At 72.8% G+C, this 19,842-nt stretch carries 13 protein-coding genes; 6 read left to right on the forward strand and 7 right to left on the reverse strand.

The genetic code is table 11. The annotated features are described in order from the left end of the window. The first annotated feature begins 31 nt into the window (after nucleotides 1-31). Nucleotides 32-793 carry a TrmH family RNA methyltransferase gene (locus tag ACYQ77_RS04210; protein WP_459707553.1) on the forward strand — a complete coding sequence of 254 codons (762 nt, stop codon included), beginning with the start codon at nucleotides 32-34 and terminating at the stop codon, nucleotides 791-793. Between the two features lie 60 nt (nucleotides 794-853). After that, complete coding sequence (locus ACYQ77_RS04215; protein WP_459707555.1) at nucleotides 854-1,348, forward strand: Rv3235 family protein; 495 nt, start codon at nucleotides 854-856, stop codon at nucleotides 1,346-1,348. 4 nt (nucleotides 1,349-1,352) lie between these two features. Here the strand turns inward: ACYQ77_RS04215 and ACYQ77_RS04220 are convergent, their stop codons facing one another. Further along, the gene (locus ACYQ77_RS04220; RefSeq protein ID WP_459707557.1) at nucleotides 1,353-2,354 is read right to left on the reverse strand and encodes a medium chain dehydrogenase/reductase family protein; all 1,002 of its coding nucleotides are present in this window, start codon (nucleotides 2,352-2,354) and stop codon (nucleotides 1,353-1,355) included. 159 nt (nucleotides 2,355-2,513) lie between these two features. Between ACYQ77_RS04220 and pruA the strand changes: the two genes are divergently transcribed. Continuing rightward, complete coding sequence (gene pruA / locus ACYQ77_RS04225) at nucleotides 2,514-4,142, forward strand: L-glutamate gamma-semialdehyde dehydrogenase (RefSeq protein ID WP_459707559.1); 1,629 nt, start codon at nucleotides 2,514-2,516, stop codon at nucleotides 4,140-4,142. A gap of 1 nt (nucleotide 4,143) precedes the next feature. Here the strand turns inward: pruA and ACYQ77_RS04230 are convergent, their stop codons facing one another. The 3 genes from ACYQ77_RS04230 to ACYQ77_RS04240 form a co-directional block, all read right to left on the reverse strand. Then, nucleotides 4,144-5,091 carry an LCP family protein gene (locus ACYQ77_RS04230; RefSeq protein WP_459707561.1) on the reverse strand — a complete coding sequence of 316 codons (948 nt, stop codon included), beginning with the start codon at nucleotides 5,089-5,091 and terminating at the stop codon, nucleotides 4,144-4,146. Further along, nucleotides 5,088-5,585 carry a SigE family RNA polymerase sigma factor gene (locus tag ACYQ77_RS04235; protein ID WP_459707562.1) on the reverse strand — a complete coding sequence of 166 codons (498 nt, stop codon included), beginning with the start codon at nucleotides 5,583-5,585 and terminating at the stop codon, nucleotides 5,088-5,090. Before ACYQ77_RS04235 ends, ACYQ77_RS04230 begins: the two co-directional genes overlap by 4 nt. Nucleotides 5,586-5,670: 85 nt before the next feature. Continuing rightward, a complete protein-coding gene (locus ACYQ77_RS04240) occupies nucleotides 5,671-9,054 on the reverse strand; it encodes an NACHT domain-containing protein (protein ID WP_459707563.1) in 3,384 nt (1,127 codons plus the stop codon). A gap of 100 nt (nucleotides 9,055-9,154) precedes the next feature. On the opposite strand from ACYQ77_RS04240, the gene ACYQ77_RS04245 reads away from it, so the two are divergent. Genes ACYQ77_RS04245 through ACYQ77_RS04255 form a run of 3 tightly spaced genes read left to right on the forward strand, consistent with a single transcriptional unit; the run spans nucleotide 9,155 to nucleotide 16,422 of the window. After that, nucleotides 9,155-12,376 carry a S8 family serine peptidase gene (locus tag ACYQ77_RS04245; protein ID WP_459707564.1) on the forward strand — a complete coding sequence of 1,074 codons (3,222 nt, stop codon included), beginning with the start codon at nucleotides 9,155-9,157 and terminating at the stop codon, nucleotides 12,374-12,376. A 59-nt stretch (nucleotides 12,377-12,435) separates the two neighbouring features. Then, nucleotides 12,436-15,579 carry a S8 family serine peptidase gene (locus ACYQ77_RS04250; RefSeq protein ID WP_459707566.1) on the forward strand — a complete coding sequence of 1,048 codons (3,144 nt, stop codon included), beginning with the start codon at nucleotides 12,436-12,438 and terminating at the stop codon, nucleotides 15,577-15,579. Nucleotides 15,580-15,639: 60 nt separating this feature from the next. Then, the gene (locus ACYQ77_RS04255) at nucleotides 15,640-16,422 is read left to right on the forward strand and encodes an alpha/beta fold hydrolase (protein ID WP_459707568.1); all 783 of its coding nucleotides are present in this window, start codon (nucleotides 15,640-15,642) and stop codon (nucleotides 16,420-16,422) included. Between the two features lie 48 nt (nucleotides 16,423-16,470). On the opposite strand, the gene ACYQ77_RS04260 is transcribed toward ACYQ77_RS04255, so the two are convergent. The 3 genes from ACYQ77_RS04260 to aroA all read right to left on the reverse strand — a co-directional run bounded on the left by ACYQ77_RS04260 (nucleotide 16,471) and on the right by aroA (nucleotide 19,780). Further along, nucleotides 16,471-17,319 carry a LolA-like protein gene (locus ACYQ77_RS04260; RefSeq protein WP_459707570.1) on the reverse strand — a complete coding sequence of 283 codons (849 nt, stop codon included), beginning with the start codon at nucleotides 17,317-17,319 and terminating at the stop codon, nucleotides 16,471-16,473. Between the two features lie 132 nt (nucleotides 17,320-17,451). Further along, nucleotides 17,452-18,477, reverse strand: a complete 1,026-nt coding sequence (gene rsgA, locus ACYQ77_RS04265) for a ribosome small subunit-dependent GTPase A (protein WP_459707572.1) — start codon at nucleotides 18,475-18,477, stop codon at nucleotides 17,452-17,454. Between the two features lie 7 nt (nucleotides 18,478-18,484). Beyond that, nucleotides 18,485-19,780, reverse strand: coding sequence for a 3-phosphoshikimate 1-carboxyvinyltransferase (aroA, locus tag ACYQ77_RS04270; RefSeq protein ID WP_459707573.1), 1,296 nt, complete (start codon nucleotides 19,778-19,780; stop codon nucleotides 18,485-18,487). Nucleotides 19,781-19,842 lie beyond the last annotated feature (62 nt).

Raw genomic sequence — 19,842 nt, forward strand, 5'->3', positions numbered from 1 at the left:
GGCCTAGATCCTGGCACACCGGTGACGTGCGATGCTCTCGCCCGTGGACGGCCAATCACCGAAGGACCGGTTCGTGACCGTGTTCGGTCGCAAGCCCGTGCTGGAGGCGCTCGCCGACCGGCGGCTCGACGTGGACAAGGTCATCCTCGCCGACAACGCCCGCGGCGCCGCTGCCAGGGAGATCCTCGACGCCGCGGGCGCGCGGTCCGTGCGGGTCGAGCGGGCGAGCGCGCACCGGGTGAAGGTGCTGGCGGGGAACGGGAAGCAGGACCAGGGGGTGCTCGCCGACGTCGTGGCGCCCCGCATGCGGCGGCTCGCCGACGGGCTCGCCGCCCGGCCCGCCACGGTCCTGGTGCTCGACGGGATCACCACCCCCGCCAACGTCGGGATGATCCTGCGCACCGCGACCGCCGCCGGGGTCGAGGGCATCGTGGTGCCCCGGCGTGGCGTGGCGAGCATCGACCCGCTGGTCGTGAAGGCCTCCGCGGGCGTCGCCTTCCACGCGCCCGTCCTGCGCTGCTACACGGCCGAGGAGGCCTGCGCCGCCCTCCGCGCGGCCGGCTATCCCCTGTTCGCGATGGACGGCGCCGCTCGCCAGACGCTGTTCGACGCCGAACTGCCCAAGCGGGCCGCCTACGTGCTCGGCGGGGAGACCGCCGGGGTGAGTCCCGAGGTCCGCAAGCACGTCACGGGCCTGGTCGCCATCCCCATGTCGGGTGGCGTGGAGTCGTTGAACGTGGCCAGCGCGGCCGCCGTCCTGTGCTTCGAACTGGTGCGCCGACACCGACAGTGAGCGGGCCATCCCATGGAGTGGTCTTTGTCCCGGTAGGACATTCCGCCCGCTCAGTAGGGCATGACCGTTCCCGCTCTGCACGACGACGAGCCGTACCGGCAACTCCACGTCCGGCAACTGCTGGACTACGAACCCGGCGACGCCGACGGGCCGCCCATGCGGTGGTCGAGTCTGCGGCCCGCGAGTGGTCCGCAGCTGCGGCTGGTGCCACCGCTGCTCGAACCGGACGGGCCGCCGGTGCCGCCGTCGGCGCTCGCGCAGGTGTTGCAGCGGGTGCTGGAGGTGCTGGACGGCCGGCGGCCGGTCGGGCAACTGCGGTCGCTGCTGCCGGACGCGGCGTTCGAGGCGTTGCTGACCAGGCTGCGGACGGTGCGGCCGGGCGTCCGCCACGTGCTGCGCGGGCTGCGGACGTGCTACCCGGTGGCCTCGGTGGTCGAGGTGAGCGCGGTGATCGGGATGCGTTTCCCCGAGGGGCGCGAACGGGTGGTGGCGGCCGCCGCGCGGTTCGAGAGACACGACGAGAGATGGCTGTGCGCGGCGCTGCGGATCCTGTGACGGGTCACGCCTCCAGCACGATCTTGCCCGTCGCCTTGCCGTCCATCAGCAGGCGCAGGCCCTTCGCGGCCTCGGCCATCGGCAGCCGCTGGTCGATGGGCGGGACCAGCGTGCCCGCGGCCACCAGCCGGTACACCTCCGCCAGCGCCCGGTTGAACGACGGCCCCGCCTTCACGTAGTAGAACGTGGCCCGGCGGCCCCGTGCCCGGCCGAGCGCCTTGCCCAGCCACCACGACGCGAACCGGCGGATCGTGCGCAGGTACGGGACCAGCCAGTGGTTGTTCTCGTCGAGGGTGGTGGCGCTGCCGTAGTTCACCAGGACGCCGCCGTCGGCCAGCATGTCGTAGGACACCTGCAGGCTGTCGCCGCCCAGGTGGTCGAACACCGCGTCCACGCCGCCCGGCGCCAGCTCACGCACCCGCGCGGGCACGTCCTCGGTCCGGTAGTCGATGGGGGTCGCGCCGAGCGCACGCACGGCCTCGTGCTTCGCCGCGGACGCGGTGCCGAGCACCCGCGCGCCCGCCGCGACCGCCGCCTGCACCAGCAGCGTGCCGACCCCGCCGGACGCGCCGTGCACCAGCACCGTCTGGCCCGGCCGCACCTTCGCGGCCGCGTTGACCATCTGCCACGCGGTGACGCCGTTCATCGTGGCCGCGGCGGCGACGCCGGCGTCGAGGCCGTCGGGCACCGGCACGAGCCGGTCCGCTTTCACGACCACGTGGGTGCGCCACGCGCCGGTGACCACCAGGGCCGCCACCCGGTCGCCCACGGCCACCCCGGTCACGCCCTCGCCCAGCGACGTGACCTCGCCGACCAGGTCGTAGCCCGGCACGAACGGGTACCTCGGCTGCATCGGGTAGCGGTGCTTGAGCATCTGCACCTCGGCGAAGCTCACGCCGGTCGCCAGCACCCGCACGCGCACCTCGCCGCGCCCCGGTGCGGCCGCGTCCGTGTCGTCGATGCGCAGCTTCTCCGGGCCGCCCCGGTCGGTCAGCACGATCTCCATGTCAGCTCCTTGAGTTAGAAGGTCTAACACAAATTAGAGCCAGTTAGGACGATGCTGTCAAGCGGGCGGCGCGCACCCGTCGGAAGGCGTGACACTATGGCGGTACATCCGCCGAGAACGGTCACAAGCCGTCCGAGTTCCGAGGAGGCGAGCCAACCCATGGACGCCGTTTCGTCCGTGCCCGAGCCGGCCAACGAGCCGGTGCACAGCTACGCGCCGGGCAGTGCCGAGCGCGAGTCGCTGCAGCGCAGGATCGCCGAGCTGGAGGGTGAGCGGCACGAGCTCACGATGACCATCGGCGGGGAGCGGCGGATGGCGGGCGGGGACCCCATCGACGTCGTTCAGCCGCACGACCACCAGCACGTGCTCGGCGTGTCCGCGCAGGCCACGGCCAAGGACGTGGCCGACGCCGTCGCCGCGGCGAAGCAGGCCGCCCCAGCCTGGCGCGACCTGCCGTTCGACGAGCGGGCCGCGGTGCTGCTGCGTGCCGCCGACCTGCTGGCCGGCCCGTGGCGCGACACCCTCAACGCCGCGACGATCCTCGGCCAGTCGAAGTCCGCGCAGCAGGCGGAGATCGACAGCGCCTGCGAGCTGATCGACTTCTGGCGGTTCAACGTCGCCTACGCGCGCCGCATCATCGAGGAGCAGCCCGCGTCGAGCCCCGGCGTGTGGAACCGGTTCGACCACCGGCCGCTCGACGGGTTCGTCACCGCGATCACCCCGTTCAACTTCACCGCGATCGCCGGCAACCTGCCGACCGCGCCCGCGCTCATGGGCAACACGGTCGTGTGGAAGCCGTCGCCGACGCAGCAGCTGGCCGCGCACTACACGATGCGCCTGCTCGAGGCCGCCGGCCTGCCGCCCGGTGTGATCAACATGGTGACCGGCGACGGCGCCGCGGTCAGCGAGGTCGCGATGACCGACCCCGACTTCGCCGGCCTGCACTTCACCGGCTCCACCAAGACGTTCAAGCACCTGTGGCGCCTGATGGGCGAGCAGCTCGACACCTACCGCTCGTACCCGAGGATCGTCGGCGAGACCGGCGGCAAGGACTTCGTGGTCGCGCACCGCTCCGCCGACCCGGCCGCGGTCGTCACCGGGCTCGTGCGCGGCGCCTTCGAGTACCAGGGCCAGAAGTGCTCGGCCGCGTCCCGCGCCTACATCTCGCGGTCGCTGTGGGAGAGCGGGGTGCGTGAGCGCCTGGTCGACATCACGAACTCGCTGTCCTACGGCGACGTCACCGACTTCAGCCACTTCGGCGGCGCCGTGATCGACGCGCGGGCGTTCGCCAAGCACAAGGACGTCCTGGCCCGCGCGGCGAACACCGCGACGCTGGAGGTGCTCACCGGCGGCACGGCGGACGACTCGGTCGGCTACTTCGTGCAGCCCACCGTCCTGCTCGGCTCCGACCCGACCGACGAGGTGTTCACCACCGAGTGGTTCGGCCCGATCCTCGCCGTCTCGGTGTTCGACGACAGCGACTACGGCAAGGTGCTGGAGCTGGTCGACACGTCCACCCCGTACGCGCTGACCGGCGCGGTGTTCGCCACCGACCGCGCCGCCATCGAGGAGGCCCACCGCACGCTGCGGTTCGCGGCGGGCAACTTCTACGTCAACGACAAGCCGACCGGCGCGGTCGTGAGCCAGCAGCCGTTCGGCGGCAGCCGCGGCTCGGGCACCAACGACAAGGCGGGCTCGATCTACAACCTGCAGCGCTGGGTGAGCCCGCGCTCGGTCAAGGAGACGTTCGTCCCGCCGACCGAGCACGGGTACCCGCACATGGGCTGAGTCAGTGCACGCAGGGCACGCCGGGCGACGGCGGCGTGCCCTGCTGCCCGGCCACGTACCGCTTGACCTCGGCCGGGTCGACCTCGATCGCGGCGCCCTGCGGCGTGCCGACGTCGATCTGCCGGACCGGGATCGTGCCGACGTGCAGCGACGTCGACCGGGCGAGCGCCGCCACGAAACCGAGCAGGTCGAGGTCGGTGTCGGTCTGGACCCGCCGGTGCACCGCGTCGTACAGGGCCTGCAGGTCGACGCGCGGCAGCTTGCTCGACAGGCCGCTCAGGAACGCCTGCTGGCGGGCCACCCGGTCGAGGTCCCCGTTCGGCAGCCCGTGGCGCTGGCGCACGAACGCGAGCGCCGCGGCGCCCTCGAGCTTCTGCTGGCCCGCGGGGAAGTGCGCGCCCGAGTACCGGTCGTCGACGGCGTTCCGCAGGCACACCGGCACCCCGCCGACCGCGTCGGCGACCGCCGCGAGTGCCGACATGTCGACGACCGCCCAGTGCTCGGCCCGCACCCCGGTCAGGCCCTCGACGGCGTCGACCAGCGACAGCATGCCCTTCGTCGCGTAGATCCGGTTCAGCTTGTCCTGCCCGGTCCAGGTGTCGCGCGGGATCGACGTGAGGGTGACCGCGCCGTTCTCGTGGGTCCGGGTGAGCACGATCGTGTCGGTGCGGTCCTCCTCGTCCACCCCGACGACCAGCACGCTCGTCGGCGGCACGGTGGCGTGCTGTTCGGCGGCGGGCGGGGCGGGCGCGCTGCGGCGGAACACCTCGGGCACCAGGAACGCGGCGACCGCCACGACGACCGCGACCGCGGCGGTGGCGAGCACGACCCCGTACCGCCTGCGCGGCCCGCTCCGCAGCGCCTCGAGCACGTCACGGCCGTCGGTGGCACGCGCGGCCTGGTCGGCGAACGCGTCCCGGATGAGCTGGTCGGTGCGGTCTTCGGTCATGAGTAGGCCTCACTCACGTGGTGCTGGGCGGCGCGCAGGGTCGACAGGGCGCGGGAGATGTGGCTGCGGACGGTGCCCGCCGAGCAGCCGAGCAACTCGGCGATCTCGGCGTCCGTGCGGTCCTCGTAGTAGCGGAGCATGAGCGCGGCCCGCTGCTTGCGGGGCAGCGTGGCGATCCGCTTGCGCATGGCGTCGCGTTCCGCGTACGCCGTGGCCGGGTCGGCGGTGGGCGTCCCCAGTTCGTCGAGCATCGCGTGCGACACCGCGCGCGCCGCCCGGCGCCGCCGCCACGAGAGGTACTCGTTGACGATCATCCGGCGGACGTAGGAGTCGCGGCCCCGCAACGCGCCGATGTGCGACCACTTGCGCTGCGCCCGCAGCAGCACCTCCTGGACCACGTCCTGCGCGAGGTGCGGATCGCAGGTCAACGCGGTGGCGAACCGCAGAAGGCGGTCGAGCCGGTCGACCACGTACTGGTCGAAGCTGTCCAGCACCACGACTCCGTTCTGTTCTGGTGACGGTCGACCGTAGAACGTCGTGGCACACCTGTTCTGTTGAGTCGCGCGACGGACTTTCTCGTCAGGCGGTCACCCAGGCCCGCAGTGCCCGCAACCGGGCCTTGGCCGCCGACGGCAGGCGCTCGTCGGTGATGGCCGTGTCCAGTGTCGCGAGCGCATCGTCGCGGTGGCCGCACCGCACGAGCCGGGACGCCGCGGTGAGCCCGTGCGCGACCTCCGCACCGTGACGCCGGAGCACGTCCAGCCACAACGTGACAGCGGGGGCCAGGAGACCCGCCTCGGCGAACTCGTTCGCGGCGGCCAGCCTGCCCCGTGCGGGCACGTCCCGTGACAGCAGCTCGGTCAGGACGTCGTCGGCACCGGCGGCCCCGGTGAGCTTCAGCCAGGTGCCGACCGGGCCGTCGACGTCCTCGCCGTCCAGGCTGTCGACGACCGACAGGTGAGCGACCGTGCGTGCCTCGTCCGCGCGGCCGGCCTGAGCCAGCGCTTCGGCCAGGTTTGCCTGGCGTCCCGAGGAGCTGTCGGGAGCCGTCCGGATCGCCGCGGTCAGCCAGCCGTCCGCGACCTCCGGGCCCATGTCGTCGACGAGGTCCACCGCCGTGTCGATGAGCGTGTCCGCGTCGGTGTGCCCGCGCGCCGACAGGTCGTCGCCCAGGTCAGGGTGCCCCGCCTCGTAGAGGGCGATCGCCGCCTGCACCCGGTGCCGGAGGCCGAGGCCACGTGCGATGCGGTGGATCGCCTCGGCCTCACCGCGCTCCCCGGATTCCAGCAGGGCCTCCGCGGCGAACCAGAACTCGTAGGGCGAGATCGCCGGGTCCGTCAGTGCGTCACGGACGAGGTCCCTGGCGGCCGGGGAACTCCGGACGTCGAACCGCGCGCGTGGGAGCTGGGCGACGTGCTTCGCGCCGAGGTGTTCGTTGCCGGCGATGAGCTGGAGCAGTTCGTCCGACGAACCGCAGCTCACGAACACCCTGGCGGCGGTCACGAACCTGAGCCAGTCGATGTGCGGCCGCGTCACGGCCAGCCGGGCGAAGTCCGTCGCGATCCTCGGGTGGTCGTGCCGCAGCGCCTGTGCGGCCGCGACCAGTTGCCGGACCGACCTCCCTTCGGCGGCCGCCCCGAGGCCGGCGTCCGCACCCCGTGCCTTCGCGATCGTGGTGATCGCGTCCGCGAACTCGTCCGGGGAGGTCGTGGGCATCGCGAGAGCCAGCTCCGCGGCCCAGACCGCGTCGTCCGGGCAGCCCGCCCGCACGGCGAGGTCGGCGAGCACGCTCCAGTCCGCCGGGTCCTCGTCCCAGTCGTCGACGATCCGCAGGCCGTCGGTGGCCAGCGGCAGCTCCGCACCGGGCTGGACCCTCGGATCGGCACGCAGCCGCGCGCACAGGCCGCGGACGAGACGGCGGGCCCGCTCGGCCGATCCGATGTCGAGCAGCAGCGAGACCGCCGCCATCGTGGTCAGGTGGTCGTGCCCGGAGCGCTCGGCCATCCGGACGAGCACGTGGCCCGCCCGTTCCACGCCGTCCGGCACCAGGTCCGGCAGCGCCATGACCGATCGCTTGACGGCGGCGAGGGTCGCGTGCTCGCAGAACCGCTCCAGCCACCGGGCGGCGCCTTCCGGTTCGGTGAGGCGGCCGAGGACGATCGCGCACTCGATCCGTGTCGCTTCCGCGAGTTCCGGCCGGTCGCGCAACTCCTGGAGCCGAGACAGCGTCGGCGCACCGAGTGATTCCGGCGCGAACGACCCCAGGACTTCACCGATTTCCTCGACGTCGTCCCACGGGTCCGCGCACACGCCGTTGGCGAGGACGGCGTCCACCAGCCGCCGGACGACGGCGTCCGCGAGGCCGGGCGCCACGACGACCTCCTCGGCCAGCAGACGGCCCGCCAGCAGCACCTCGTTCTTGGTGCGTGCCAGCAGGGTCGTCAGCACCTTGCCGACGTCGTGGTTCTCCCGTCCCCACAACACGAACGTGAACAACGCGAAGTTCTGGTTGGCGCCGGTGAGCCCCTTCTCGATCCACCCGTCCAGGTCGGGGAAGTCGGCGGGGATCGTGCCCGCGCGGCTGCGGGCGGCGAGGAACTCGGCGAACGAGTGGTGGCGGAACCGGAGGTCGTTCTCGGTCGCGGTGAACACACCGGTGCTCGACAACAGGGCCTGCAGGTCCACCTGCCACGACTCCGGCAGGTCGTCGCGGCGGGCGCGTACCCAGTCGTACGCGGCCTCGGACAACGGCGCCTCGGTCTCCATCCGGTGCACGGCGAGGTGTTCGACGATCTCGACGCGGTGCTGGTGCGCCCATTCCAGCAGCGCCAGCCGTGCCGGGTGGTCGTGCAGGGAGCGGCGCAGCTCGGCCATGGTGTGGCGCCGCCCGGGGTTGTCGTCGAGCAGGTACGCCATGAAGCGGTCGTACAGGTCGACCCGGCTGTTCGGCAGCGGCCGGTTCGGTTCGAGTGTCTTCGCGATGGCCGCGATGGTGGCCAGCAACGGGTTGCGGACCAGGTCCCGCAGCCTGCCGTCGCGGACCTGCCGGACGAACTCCTCCGCCCGCGCCGTCACGTCGATCGGGCTCTGCGCGCGGAACCAGAACTTGGCGAAGTCCACCAGCTCGACCGGGCTGAACGGCTGGAGCGCGTACGTCTCGACGCCCGCGCGCACCAGCGGGGCGAGTTCACCTGCGGGCAACGGCCGGGTGGTGATCACCAGCCGCTGGTCGTCGCTCCTGCGGATCTGGTGTGCGATCGCCTCGATCACCTGCGCCCGCGTCTCCGGTTCCACGATCTCGTCGAGGCCGTCGACGAACACGAGCCAGCGGGCGCCCATGGCGCGGCGCGCGAACAGTTCCGGTTTCGGCCGCTCGACGAGGAGCCGGCCCAGCATCTCTTCCGCACCCGCGGCCAGGAGCACGGCCCAGGCCTTGTTGTCGGCCAGCGCACGGGCTGGGACGCGCAACGGCAGCACCGGTTCGGCGACGGGAGCCGGGCCGGTGCGGTCGCTGAGCCAGAGGTCGCAGATCTGCTGCACGTACATGTAGCCCACGGTCGACTTCCCGCTGCCCGGGTCGCCGGTGATCATCAGGTGACCGCTGCGGTTGAGCGCCTCGTTGACGGTCAGCGTGCGCTCGCCGGTGTCCGCCGCCTGCTTGTGTTGCTGGTCCTGCCCGCGCTCGACGGTGTGGGTGCGGATGTTCTGTTGCACGTACACCTGGGTCAGCTCGGGTTGCTTGACGCCGAGGAGCTTGTACGGCAGGGACTCGGTGGCCTGGTGTTGCGCGGTCATGAGGTCGCGCAGCGCGCGCGGCAGCTCCGGCCGGTCCGCCCACGACGTCAGCGGCGCCACGTCCTGGTCCTCGGGCGCACCCACGTTGACGGTGACGTGGTCGATGCTGCCCGCCTGCACGACCGGGCCCGTCACGTGCCCGCTGATCTCGTTGCGCCACTCGGCCATGACCACGTTTCTACCGCGTCGTGAACGCGGACGCGGCGACCGGGCAACAGTAGGTGGCGTACCGATCACTAGCTGGAGCGGCGGCCGGACAGGTGCCGCCGTGTTCGCACTGGAGGGGCTGATGATCCACAAACGGGGTAGAGCGGGCCTGCTCGCCGCGGCGATGGCCGCGAGCGTGGTGGTGCCCGTGCTGGGGGCGCCCGGCGCCGCGGCCGCACCGGGGGCGTCGTCGCCGGGTGGGCCGACCGTCACGTTGGTGACCGGGGACGTGGTCACGGTCGGCGGGCCGCACGGGGTGCGGGTGCGGGCCGCGAAGGGCCGGGAGCACGTCTCGTTCTTCACGCGCGAGGACGAGCAGGGGGACACGCACGTCATCCCCGAGGACGCGGTTTCGCTGCTGTCGCAGGGGAAGCTCGACCCGCGGCTGTTCGACGTCACCGAGCTGGTGCGCTCGGGGTACGACGACGCGTCCCGCACGACGCTGCCCTTGATCGTCGACGGGGCGTCGCCGCGGGCCAAGGGTGCCCGGGTCACCAGGGAGCTGCCCGCGATGGGGGCGACCGCGGTGTCCGTCGAGCGGTCCGCCGCCTACTGGCCCGCTGTCCAACGTGCCCAAAAGGTCTGGTTGGACGGGCCGGTGAAGGCCAGCCTCGACCACTCCGTGCCGCAGATCGGCGCCCCCGAGGCCTGGGCGGCGGGCCACACCGGTGCCGGGGCGACCGTCGCCGTGCTCGACACGGGGATCGACGTCACGCACCCCGACCTCGCCGACGCGGTCACGCAGGGCAGGAACTTCACCGACAGCGACACCGAGGACGACCGGTTCGGGCACGGCACGCACGTCGCCTCGATCATCACCGGCGCCGGGGACAGGTACCAGGGTGTCGCGCCGGATGCCAAGCTGCTCAACGGGAAGGTGCTGGACGACTTCGGCGGCGGCATGGAGTCGTGGATCATCGCCGGGATGGAGTGGGCCGCGGCCAGTGGCGCCGACGTCATCAACATGAGCCTCGGCGGGTGGCCCACCGACGGGTCCGACCCGATGTCGCAGGCGGTCGACCGGATCACCGAGGAGACCGGCGCGCTGTTCGTGATCGCCGCGGGCAACTCCGGGCCCGGCGCCGAGACGGTCAGCAGCCCCGGCGCCGCGGACGCCGCGCTGACCGTCGGCGCCGTGGACCGCGACGACCAGCTCGCCGAGTTCTCCAGCCGCGGCCCGCGGTGGGAGGACGGCGCGATCAAGCCCGACATCACCGCGCCGGGCGTGGACATCGTCGCCGCCAAGGCCAAGAACGGCATCATCGGCGACCCCGTCGGCGACAGCCACATGGCGCTCTCCGGCACCTCCATGGCGGCGCCGCACGTCGCGGGCGCGGCGGCCATCGTGGCCGCGCAGCACCCGGACTGGCAGGCAGGCCAGCTCAAGGCGACGCTCATGGGCTCCGCGAAGCCGAACGACGAGCTGACCGTGTTCGAGCAGGGCGCGGGCCGGGTCGACGTCGCGGCCGCCACGACCGCGACCGTGTACGCGTCCCCCGCGAGCCTGAGCAACGGCACCGCGCAGTGGCCGCACGACGACGACCAGCCGATCACGAAGACGCTGACCTACACCAACACCGGCACCGAACCGGTCACGCTGGACCTCGCCGCGCACGTCACCGGCCCGGACGGAACCACGCCGCCGCAGGGGATGTTCACGGTCGAGCCGGCGCGGCTGACCGTGCCGGCCGGCGGGCAGGCCGGCGCCACCGTCACCACCGACACGAAGGTCGAGGCGCCGGACGGTGTCTACAGCGGCGTGCTCACCGCGACCGGCGGTGACCGCGCGGTCCGCACGCCCATCGCCGTGAACCGGGAGGTGGAGAGCTACGACGTGACGCTCCACTTCCTCGACCACGACGGCAAGCCGACCGACCTGTACGGCTTCCGGTTCGTGAACGTCGCGACCCCCAAGGCGTACCTGCCCTACGACCCGTCCGGCACGGTGGTCGCGCGGCTGCCGAAGGGCGAGTTCTACTTCGAGGCCACCGTGCAGAAGGAGGTCGGCGAGTACGACTACCGCAACGCCTGGTTCGCCGAACCCGCGTTCACCGTCACCGGGGACACCGAGCTGACCGTCGACGCACGGGACGCCGGGCCGGTCGGGTTCACCACCGACAGGCCGAACGCCGACGAGGGCAGCGCGGTGTTCCAGTTCGCCCTGCGCACCGACTGGGGCGACACGGGCCTGACGGCGTACATGGGCAGCTTCGACGACGTCACCATCAAGCCGGCCGAGACCACGAAGGAGGACCGGTTCACCTTCACCGCCGAGGCGCACATGGCGGAGCGGAAGGGTGAGTCGTTCGAGGGGAGCCCGTACCTGTACCACCTGCGGCACACCGAGAACGGCACCGTGCCCGCGACGCTGCGGTGGCGGGTCCGGGACCGGCAGCTCGCGAAGGTCAGCGGCCAGTACGCGGCCGGCACGCCCGGCATGATCGGTATCCGGGCCGGGTTCCTGCCGCTCCGGCTGCCGTCGACGCTGACCGAGTTCTACACGCCGGACGTGCCGTGGCAGGACGAGTTCTACGAGGCACCGGACCTGGAGTCGTTCCCGGACCTGGGGCTCTACCAGGTGACACCGAAGACCTACCGGCTCGGCCGCACCACCACGGAACGCTGGAACGCCGGGGTGTTCGGGCCCGCCTTCCCCCGCTCCCCGTACGACGGCGACTTCGCGGGCAGGCTCGGCGACGACACCCGTTTCGACCTGCCGCTGCACGCCGACCAGGACGGGGGACGGATCGGGTACGGCCGGTCCGAGGGCAGCACGACGCTCCTGCGTGACGGCGAGGTGGTCGCCGAGGAGCCGTACCCGGGCGGCCTGCGGGCGATGCTCCCGCCGGAACGGGCCGAGTACACGCTGCGCACCACCGCGACGCGGGCGGCCCGTCTGTCCACTGAGGTCACCGCGGAGTGGACCTTCGCGTCGGGGCACAACGGTGGCGCCGACCCGGTCTTCCTGCCGCTGCTCGCGGTCCGGTTCGCGCCGGAGCTGGACGACCACAACGCGGCACCGGCCGGGAAGCGGTTCACGATCCCGGTCTACGTGCAGCGCAACGGGTCCGCCAGGGCCGGTACGGGCACCCCGGTGATCGAGGTGTCCTACGACGACGGCAAGACGTGGCGGCAGGCGAAGGTCACCCGTCACCACGGCGGCTGGCAGGCGAAGGTCGAGCACCCGGCGGACGCGGAGTTCGTGTCGCTGCGGTCGTCGGTGTCCGACCGGGACGGCAACGCCCAGACGCAGACGGTGATCCGCGCCTACGCGCTGACGTAGGCAACCCGGCGCCCTCCGGATGGCGTTTCTGATCTCGGAAACGTCCATCTGGAGGGCAGATGATTCGCACACGGGCTCTGCTGGGCCTGATCGCCGCGGCGGTGGCCGCGAGCGTGGTCGTACCGGTGGCGGGTGCCGCACCAGGCGTCGCGGCGCCCGCCGCCGGGCCGATCGTCACGCTGCTGACCGGCGACAGGGTCGTGGTCGGCGGCAGGTACGGGGCGCGGGTGCTCCCGGCCGCCGGCCGGGAGCACGTCGCGTTCCAGGTCCGGCGGGACGTCGGCGGCGACACGCACGTCGTCCCGTCCGACGCGGTTCCGTTGCTGGCGCGGGGAAAGCTCGACCCGCGCCTGTTCAACGTGACCGCCCTGGTGCGCGCGGGCTACGACGACGCGTCCCGCGGGACCCTGCCGTTGATCGTGGCCGGGGCCGCGCCGAAGGCCGCGGGCGCGACGGCGAGCCGCGCACTGCCCGCCATGGGGGCGACCGCGGTGTCGGTCGACCGGTCCGCCGCCTACTGGCCGACCGCGCGGCGCGCCGGCAAGGTGTGGCTGGACGGCCCGGTGCGGGCGAGCCTCGACCGTTCGGTGCCGCAGATCGGCGCACCGGAGGCGTGGGCCGCCGGGCACACGGGGGCGGGCGCGACGGTCGCGGTGCTCGACAGCGGCATCGACGGCACGCACCCCGACCTGTCCGGCGCCGTGGTCGGCGCCCGGAACTTCACCGGCAGCGACACCGAGGGCGACCGCTACGGCCACGGCACGCACGTCGCCTCGATCATCACCGGCGCGGGCGACCCGTACCGCGGTGTCGCGCCGGATGCCACGCTGCTCGACGGAAAGGTGCTGGACGACTCCGGCGGCGGCCAGGAGTCGTGGATCATCGCCGGGATGGAGTGGGCCGCCGCGCACGGCGCGGACGTGGTCAACATGAGCCTCGGCTCGTTCTTCGGCAGCGACGGCACCGACCCGCTGTCGCAGGCCGTCGACCGGATCACCGCCGCGACCGGCACGCTCTTCGTGGTCGCCGCGGGCAACAGCGGCCCTGGCGAGGGCTCCATCAGCAGCCCGGGCGCCGCCGACGCCGCGCTGACCGTCGGCGCGGTCGACCGGGACGACCGGCTGGCCGAGTTCTCCGGCCGCGGCCCGCGGCTCGGCGACCACGGCCTGAAGCCCGACATCACGGCGCCCGGCGTGGACATCGTCGCGGCGCGGGCGAACGACGGCGGCCACGTCTCGATGTCCGGCACCTCCATGGCCGCGCCGCACGTCGCGGGCGCGGCGGCGATCCTCGCCGCGCAGCACCCGGACTGGGCCGCGGACCAGCTCAAGGGCACGCTCATGGGCACCGCGCGGCCGAACGGCACGCTCACGGCCTTCGCACAGGGCGCCGGCCGCGTCGACGTCGCCGCGGCGACGACGGCCACGGTGTTCGCGCGGCCCGCGAGCATCGACAACGGCATCGCGCAGTGGCCGCACGACGACGACCAGCCGATCGCGAAGGCGGTGACCTACACCAACTCCGGCACCGCGCCGCTCACCCTGGAGCTGGCGGCCGACGTGCCCGGTGCGCCACCGGGGATGTTCACGGTCGAGCCCGCGCGGCTCACCGTCCCGGCAGGCGGGCAGGCGAGCGCGACCGTCACCACCGACACCCGGGTCGAGGCGCCCGACCGCCGGTACACCGGTGTGGTCACCGCGACCGGCGGCGGTCAGCGCGTCCGCACCCCGATCGCCGTGGACCGCGAGGTCGAGTCGTACCCGGTGACCGTCGACGTGCGCGACTTCGACGGCGAGGCCACCGACATGTACCTGCTGTCGTTCACCGGCCTCGACGAGAAGGTCGCGGTCGCGCCGTGGGAGGCCGACGGCACGGTCGTCGCCCGCCTGCCGAAGGGCCGCTACCACCTGTCGGCCAGTGTCTACACCCCCAGGGACGCCGAGGACTTCCGCTTCGCCGACATCGTCGAGCCCGCGTTCGCCGTCGACGGCGCCACCTCGTTCACCGTCGACGCGCGGGAGGCGGCACCGGTCGGGTTCACCGTCGACGAGCCGACCGCCGTGCCTGCCCTGTCGGTGATCACCGTGTCGGCCGCGACCGCGTGGGGCGCGAGCCGTTCGTCGCTGCACCTGTCGTCGCTGGACGACTACTTCGTCCGCCCGTCCACCACGGCGGACGACGGGTTCGGCATCTCCTTCGACACCCACATGGCCAAGCCGAACGGCCCGTTCTACGACGACAGCCCGTACCTGTACCACCTGCGGCACAGCGAGACCGGCGCGGTGCCGGGCACGCTGCGGTGGCGCGTGCGGGACCGCGCGCTCGCGACTGTGCGGACCGGGTACGCGCAGGGCACGCCGGGACTGCTGGGCCTGCGCGAAGGCATGTTCGCCATGGCGCTGCCCGCGACGGTCACCGAGCACTACACCCCCGGCGTGCCGTGGGAGAACGTCTTCTACGAGGTCGTCGACACCGAGACGCTCGAGATCAGGTCGGACAGCTTCCAGCTCGACGCCAGGACCTACCGGGCAGGCCGCACCGCGGAACGCTGGAACGTCGGGGTCCGCGGTCCCGCGCTGCCGCACAACCCGTACGGCGACCACCACAACGCGGGCCGCACCGGCGACCGGCTCGCGTTCGAACTGCCGCTGCTGGCCGACCAGGACCCGGGCCGCGCCGGGTTCCCGTCGGGCGGGCGCATGACGTTGCTGCGGGACGGCGAGGTCGTCGGCGAGCAGCCGTCGGCGTCCTACGGCGTGTTCGACGTGCCGCCGGAGCGGGCGACGTACACGCTGCTGGCGCAGCACGAACAGGCGTCCCGGCTGTCCACACAGGTCAGTGCCGAGTGGACGTTCACGTCCGCGCGCACGGCGGGACCGACGGCGTTGCCGCTGCTCGCGGTGCGGTTCGCGCCGGACCTCGACCGGTACAACGCGGCACCGGCCGGGAAGCGGTTCACCATCCCGGTGTACGTGCAGCGCAACGGGGCCGGGGCGGCGGGCGCCGGCACACCGGTCGTCGAGGTGTCCTACGACGACGGCGCGACCTGGCGGACGGCCCCGGTCACCCGCGCCGGCGACCGCTGGCGGGCCACCGTCGACCACCCGGCGGGCGCGGCGTTCGTGTCGCTGCGGTCGCGGGTGTCCGACCGGGACGGCGGCGCCCAGGAACAGACCGTGATCAGGGCGTACGCGGTGAAGTGACGACGGGAGGCGGCGCCGCCAGCCATACTTGGTCGGTCACCGACCATGAGGAGGGCGGCGTTGCCCACCATCGACGTCAACGGCACGACGTTGTGCTACGACGACACCGGCGGCCCAGGCCCCGCCGTCGTGCTGAGCCACTCGCTGTTCTTCGACCGCAGCATGTTCGCCGCGCAGGTGGCCGAGTTCGGGCGCCGGTACCGCGTCGTCACCTACGACCACCGGGGGCAGGGGGCGAGCGCACGCTCCCCGTACGTCGACATGGACACCCTCGCGGGCGACGCGGCGGCGCTGATCACGGCACTGGACCTGGGACCGGTGCACTTCGTCGGCAACTCCATGGGCGGGTTCGTCGCCGTGCGCCTCGCCGCGCGGCAACCGGAACTGCTCCGCTCCGCGGTCGTGCTGTCCTCGTCCGCCGACGAGGAGGGGCAGGCGGAGAACTTCCTGGCACTGCTCGAGTACGCGCGGACCGCGGGCATCCCGGAGACGGTCGACGCGCTCGCGTACATCATGTTCGGCGACACGACGCTCGCCGACCGCATCGCGCTGCTGCAGCGGTGGCGCAGGCACTTCGCCGCGCTGGACGACTCGATCCTGCTCGCCGCGGAGGCCGTGGTGCGCCGCGAGGCGGTGCTCGGCGAACTGGTCGGCTGCACGGTGCCGATGCTCGTGCTGTCCGGCGCCGAGGACCACGCCTACGGACCCGAGCTGTCGCAGCGCATCGCGGACACGGCAGCGAACGCCCAGCACGTCACCGTGCGCGGCGCCGGGCACTCGCTGGCCGTCGAGCAGCCGCTGGTGGTCAACGACCTCGTCGCCGCCCACTTCGCCGCCACGTAGAAAACGCCCCCGCCTGCGCGAGGCGGGGGCGTTTCCGTGACGAGTTCGTCAGCTGCCAGGGAACTCGGCGACCTCGGCCGCGGGCGGCGCGGCGATGTCGACCGGCTTGCCCCAGTCCGTGTAGTCGATCTGCATCTTCACGGACTCGGTCTTGCCGGTGGCCGGGTTCGGCGTCGGCATGTCCATGGTCACGCGCACCGGCAGGTCGTCGGAGTTGACCCACAGGTCCATCGGGAAGTCCTTCAGGCCGGCCTTGATGGCCTGGTCCATGGCGGACTTCATCGTCGGGTCGTCCTGGTTCTGGGCCAGCTTCTCGACGTCGACGGTGACCGTGTAGTGCGTGGTCTGCTCGCCGTTGAGCTCTTCTTCCTTGGTGTCGGTGATCTCACCGGACTTCTCGAACTGCTCGAGCGTCGCGCGCGGGTCGGCGTTCTTGCTCATCTGCTCGGTCATGCCGCCGAGCGCCTTCGCCATCGGGTTGTCGTCCTTGGGGTCGATCTTGAGCCACGCCTTGCCTGGCTCCAGCTCCTGCCCCGCGGGCAGCTTGATGTAGAAGACGTTGTCGACCAGGACCATCGAGATGGTGCCCTCCGGGGTGGTCATGTCCATCGACATGGCCGCCTCGCCGTCACCCATCTTCATGTCGCCTTCACCGGACAGCTGCTGCCCGGCCGCGTCCGCGGTGATCTTCATGTGCGCGGTGTCGGTCTCGGCCGTCTGCTCGCCGATCGACTTCGCCAGCTCGGCGAGGCTCGCCGCCGCGACCGAACCGCCGCCCCCGTTGCCGCTGTCCCCGCCGGTGTTCGACGAGGAACCGCCGGAACCTCCGTTGTCGCCACACGCGCCCAGCGTCAGTGCCAACGCGAACGCGGACAGGGCGATACCTGCCTTGCGCATATCCTGATCTCCCTCGGTGAATGTGCGGACAGGGTAGCCCGGACGGACCCGCCCTATACGCCGGGTGCGCAAGCTTTGCCCGTCCCCCTCCGGGGTATGAGACGGGCGGGAGCGCGAACGGTTCCCCCGGTTTCAGTCCGCGTACTCGTCCAGCCGGGCCCGGGAGGCGAGGAGCCTGCGCAGCGACTCGAGCCTGCCCGGCCGGGCCTCGCCCGCCGCGACGACCACGTCGAGCACGCAGTCCGGGTCCGTCGGCGGGCCGAGGTGACCGCAGTTCGGCGGGCACTCCTCGGCGGGTGCCACGAACTCCCCGAACGCGGCCACGATGTCGCCCGGCTCGATGTGGGCGAGGCCGAAGGACCGGATGCCCGGTGTGTCGACCACCCAGCCGCCGTCCGGCAGCGGCAGCGCGATCGCCTGCGTGGACGTGTGCCTGCCCTTGCCGACCGCGCTGACGGCGCTCACCGCGCGGTCCGCGTCCGGCACGAGCTTGTTCACCAGCGTCGACTTGCCGACGCCGGAGTGGCCGACGAGCGCGGACACCTGGTCGGTCAGCCGTGCGCGCACCTCGTCCGGCTCCTGGTCGCTGCGCGTGACGAGCACCGGCAGCTCCAGGTCCGCGTACGCCTCGATGATCTCGTCCGGGCTCGCGAGGTCCGACTTCGTCAGGCACAGCACCGGTTTCAGCCCGCCCGCGTACGCCGCGACGAGGCAGCGGTCGATGAACCCGGTGCGCGGCGGGGGATCGGCGAGCGCGCACACGATCAGCAGCTGCTGCGCGTTCGCGACGACCACCCGCTCGTACGGGTCGTTGTCGTCGGCGGTCCTGCGCAGGACGCTGCTGCGGTCGGCCACCCGCACGACCCGCGCGAGCGTGTCCGGGCGGCCGGACGTGTCACCCACCAGGTCGACGAGGTCGCCGACAACGATCGGGGTACGGCCGAGCTCGCGGGCACGCATCGCGACGACCTCGTGGTCCGGCTTGCCGTCCAGCGCGCACGTCCACCGGCCGCGGTCGACGCCGACGACCATCGCGGCGCGCGCGTCGGCGTGGTCCGGCCTGCGTTTGCTGCGCGGCCGGGAACCCTTGCCCGGTCGCACCCGGACGTCCGACTCGTCCAGGCGGTCCCAGTCCGTCTTCCGGCCGCGGCGGCTCACCGGCGGCTCACCGGTCCTCGCCCGCCAGCATCGCCGCCCACATCGCCGGGAAGTCCGGCAGCGTCTTCGACGTGGTCGCGATGTCGTCGACCTCGACGCCGGGCACCGCGAGCCCCACGATCGCGCCCGCGGTCGCCATCCGGTGGTCGGCGTAGGCGTGCCAGCGGCCCGCCCGCAGCGGCATCGGCCGGATCTCCAGGCCGTCCTCGGTCTCGGTGGCGGCGCCGCCCAGCGCGGTGATCTCGGTGACCAGCGCGGCCAGCCGGTCGGTCTCGTGGCCGCGCAGGTGGGCGATGCCGCGCAGGACGCTCGGGCTGTGCGCCAGCGCGGCGAGCGCGGCGACGGTCGGGGTCAGCTCGCCGACGTCGTGCAGGTCCACGTCGATGCCCTGCAGCTGGTCGGGGCCGTGCACGGTCAGCCCGCCGGCGTCCCGGGTGACCCGGCAGCCCATGCGGGTCGCGATCTCCGCGAAGAACTCACCCGGCTGGGTGGTGTGCGCGGGCCAGCCGGGGACGGTGACGGAACCGCCGGTGACGGCCGCCGCGGCCAGGAACGGTGTGGCGTTCGACAGGTCCGGCTCGACGGCCCAGTCGCGGGCCGCGATCGGACCCGGCTCGACCCGCCACGTGTTCGGCTCGCTGTCGTCGACGGCCACGCCGGCCTCGCGCAGCATCTGGACGGTCATGTCGATGTGGGGGAGCGACGGGACGGGCTTGCCTGCTTTGGTGTCCCTGTGGTGGACCGTCACGCCCGCCTCGTACCGCGCCCCGGCCAGCAGCAGCCCCGACACGAACTGCGAGGACGCGGACGCGTCGATGGTGACGGCACCGCCGGGGAGCCCGCCCTTGCCGTGCAGCGTGAACGGCAACGCGTCGCCGTCGACGTCCGCGCCGAGCGCGCGCAGCGCGTCCAGCACGGTGCTCATGGGCCGTTCCCTGGCCCTCGGGTCGCCGTCGAAGTGGATGTCGCCGTCGGCGATCGCGGCGGCGGGCGGCACGAACCGCATGACCGTGCCCGCGAGCCCGCAGTCGACCCGCGCCGGGCCGCGCAGCCCGTCGTGGGTGCCGACCACGACCTGGTCACCGCTGTCGTCGACGGGCACGCCCATGGCCAGCAGCGCGTCGATCATCAGCCTGCTGTCGCGGCTGCGCAGCGCGCCGGTCAGCGTGCCGCCGCCCTCGCTGAGCGCGGCGAGCAGCAGCGCGCGGTTCGTGATCGACTTCGATCCGGGCACGGTCACGGTGGCACGGACGGGGGCGGTCGCGAACGGTGCGGCCCATGGCTCGGTCTCGGGCACTGTCATGCCTGCATGATCCCGCATCGGTGCGCACGCGGTGCAGACTGTCGGTGGGCCGTGACACCATC

The sequence above is a fragment of the Actinophytocola sp. KF-1 genome (genome assembly GCF_054661535.1).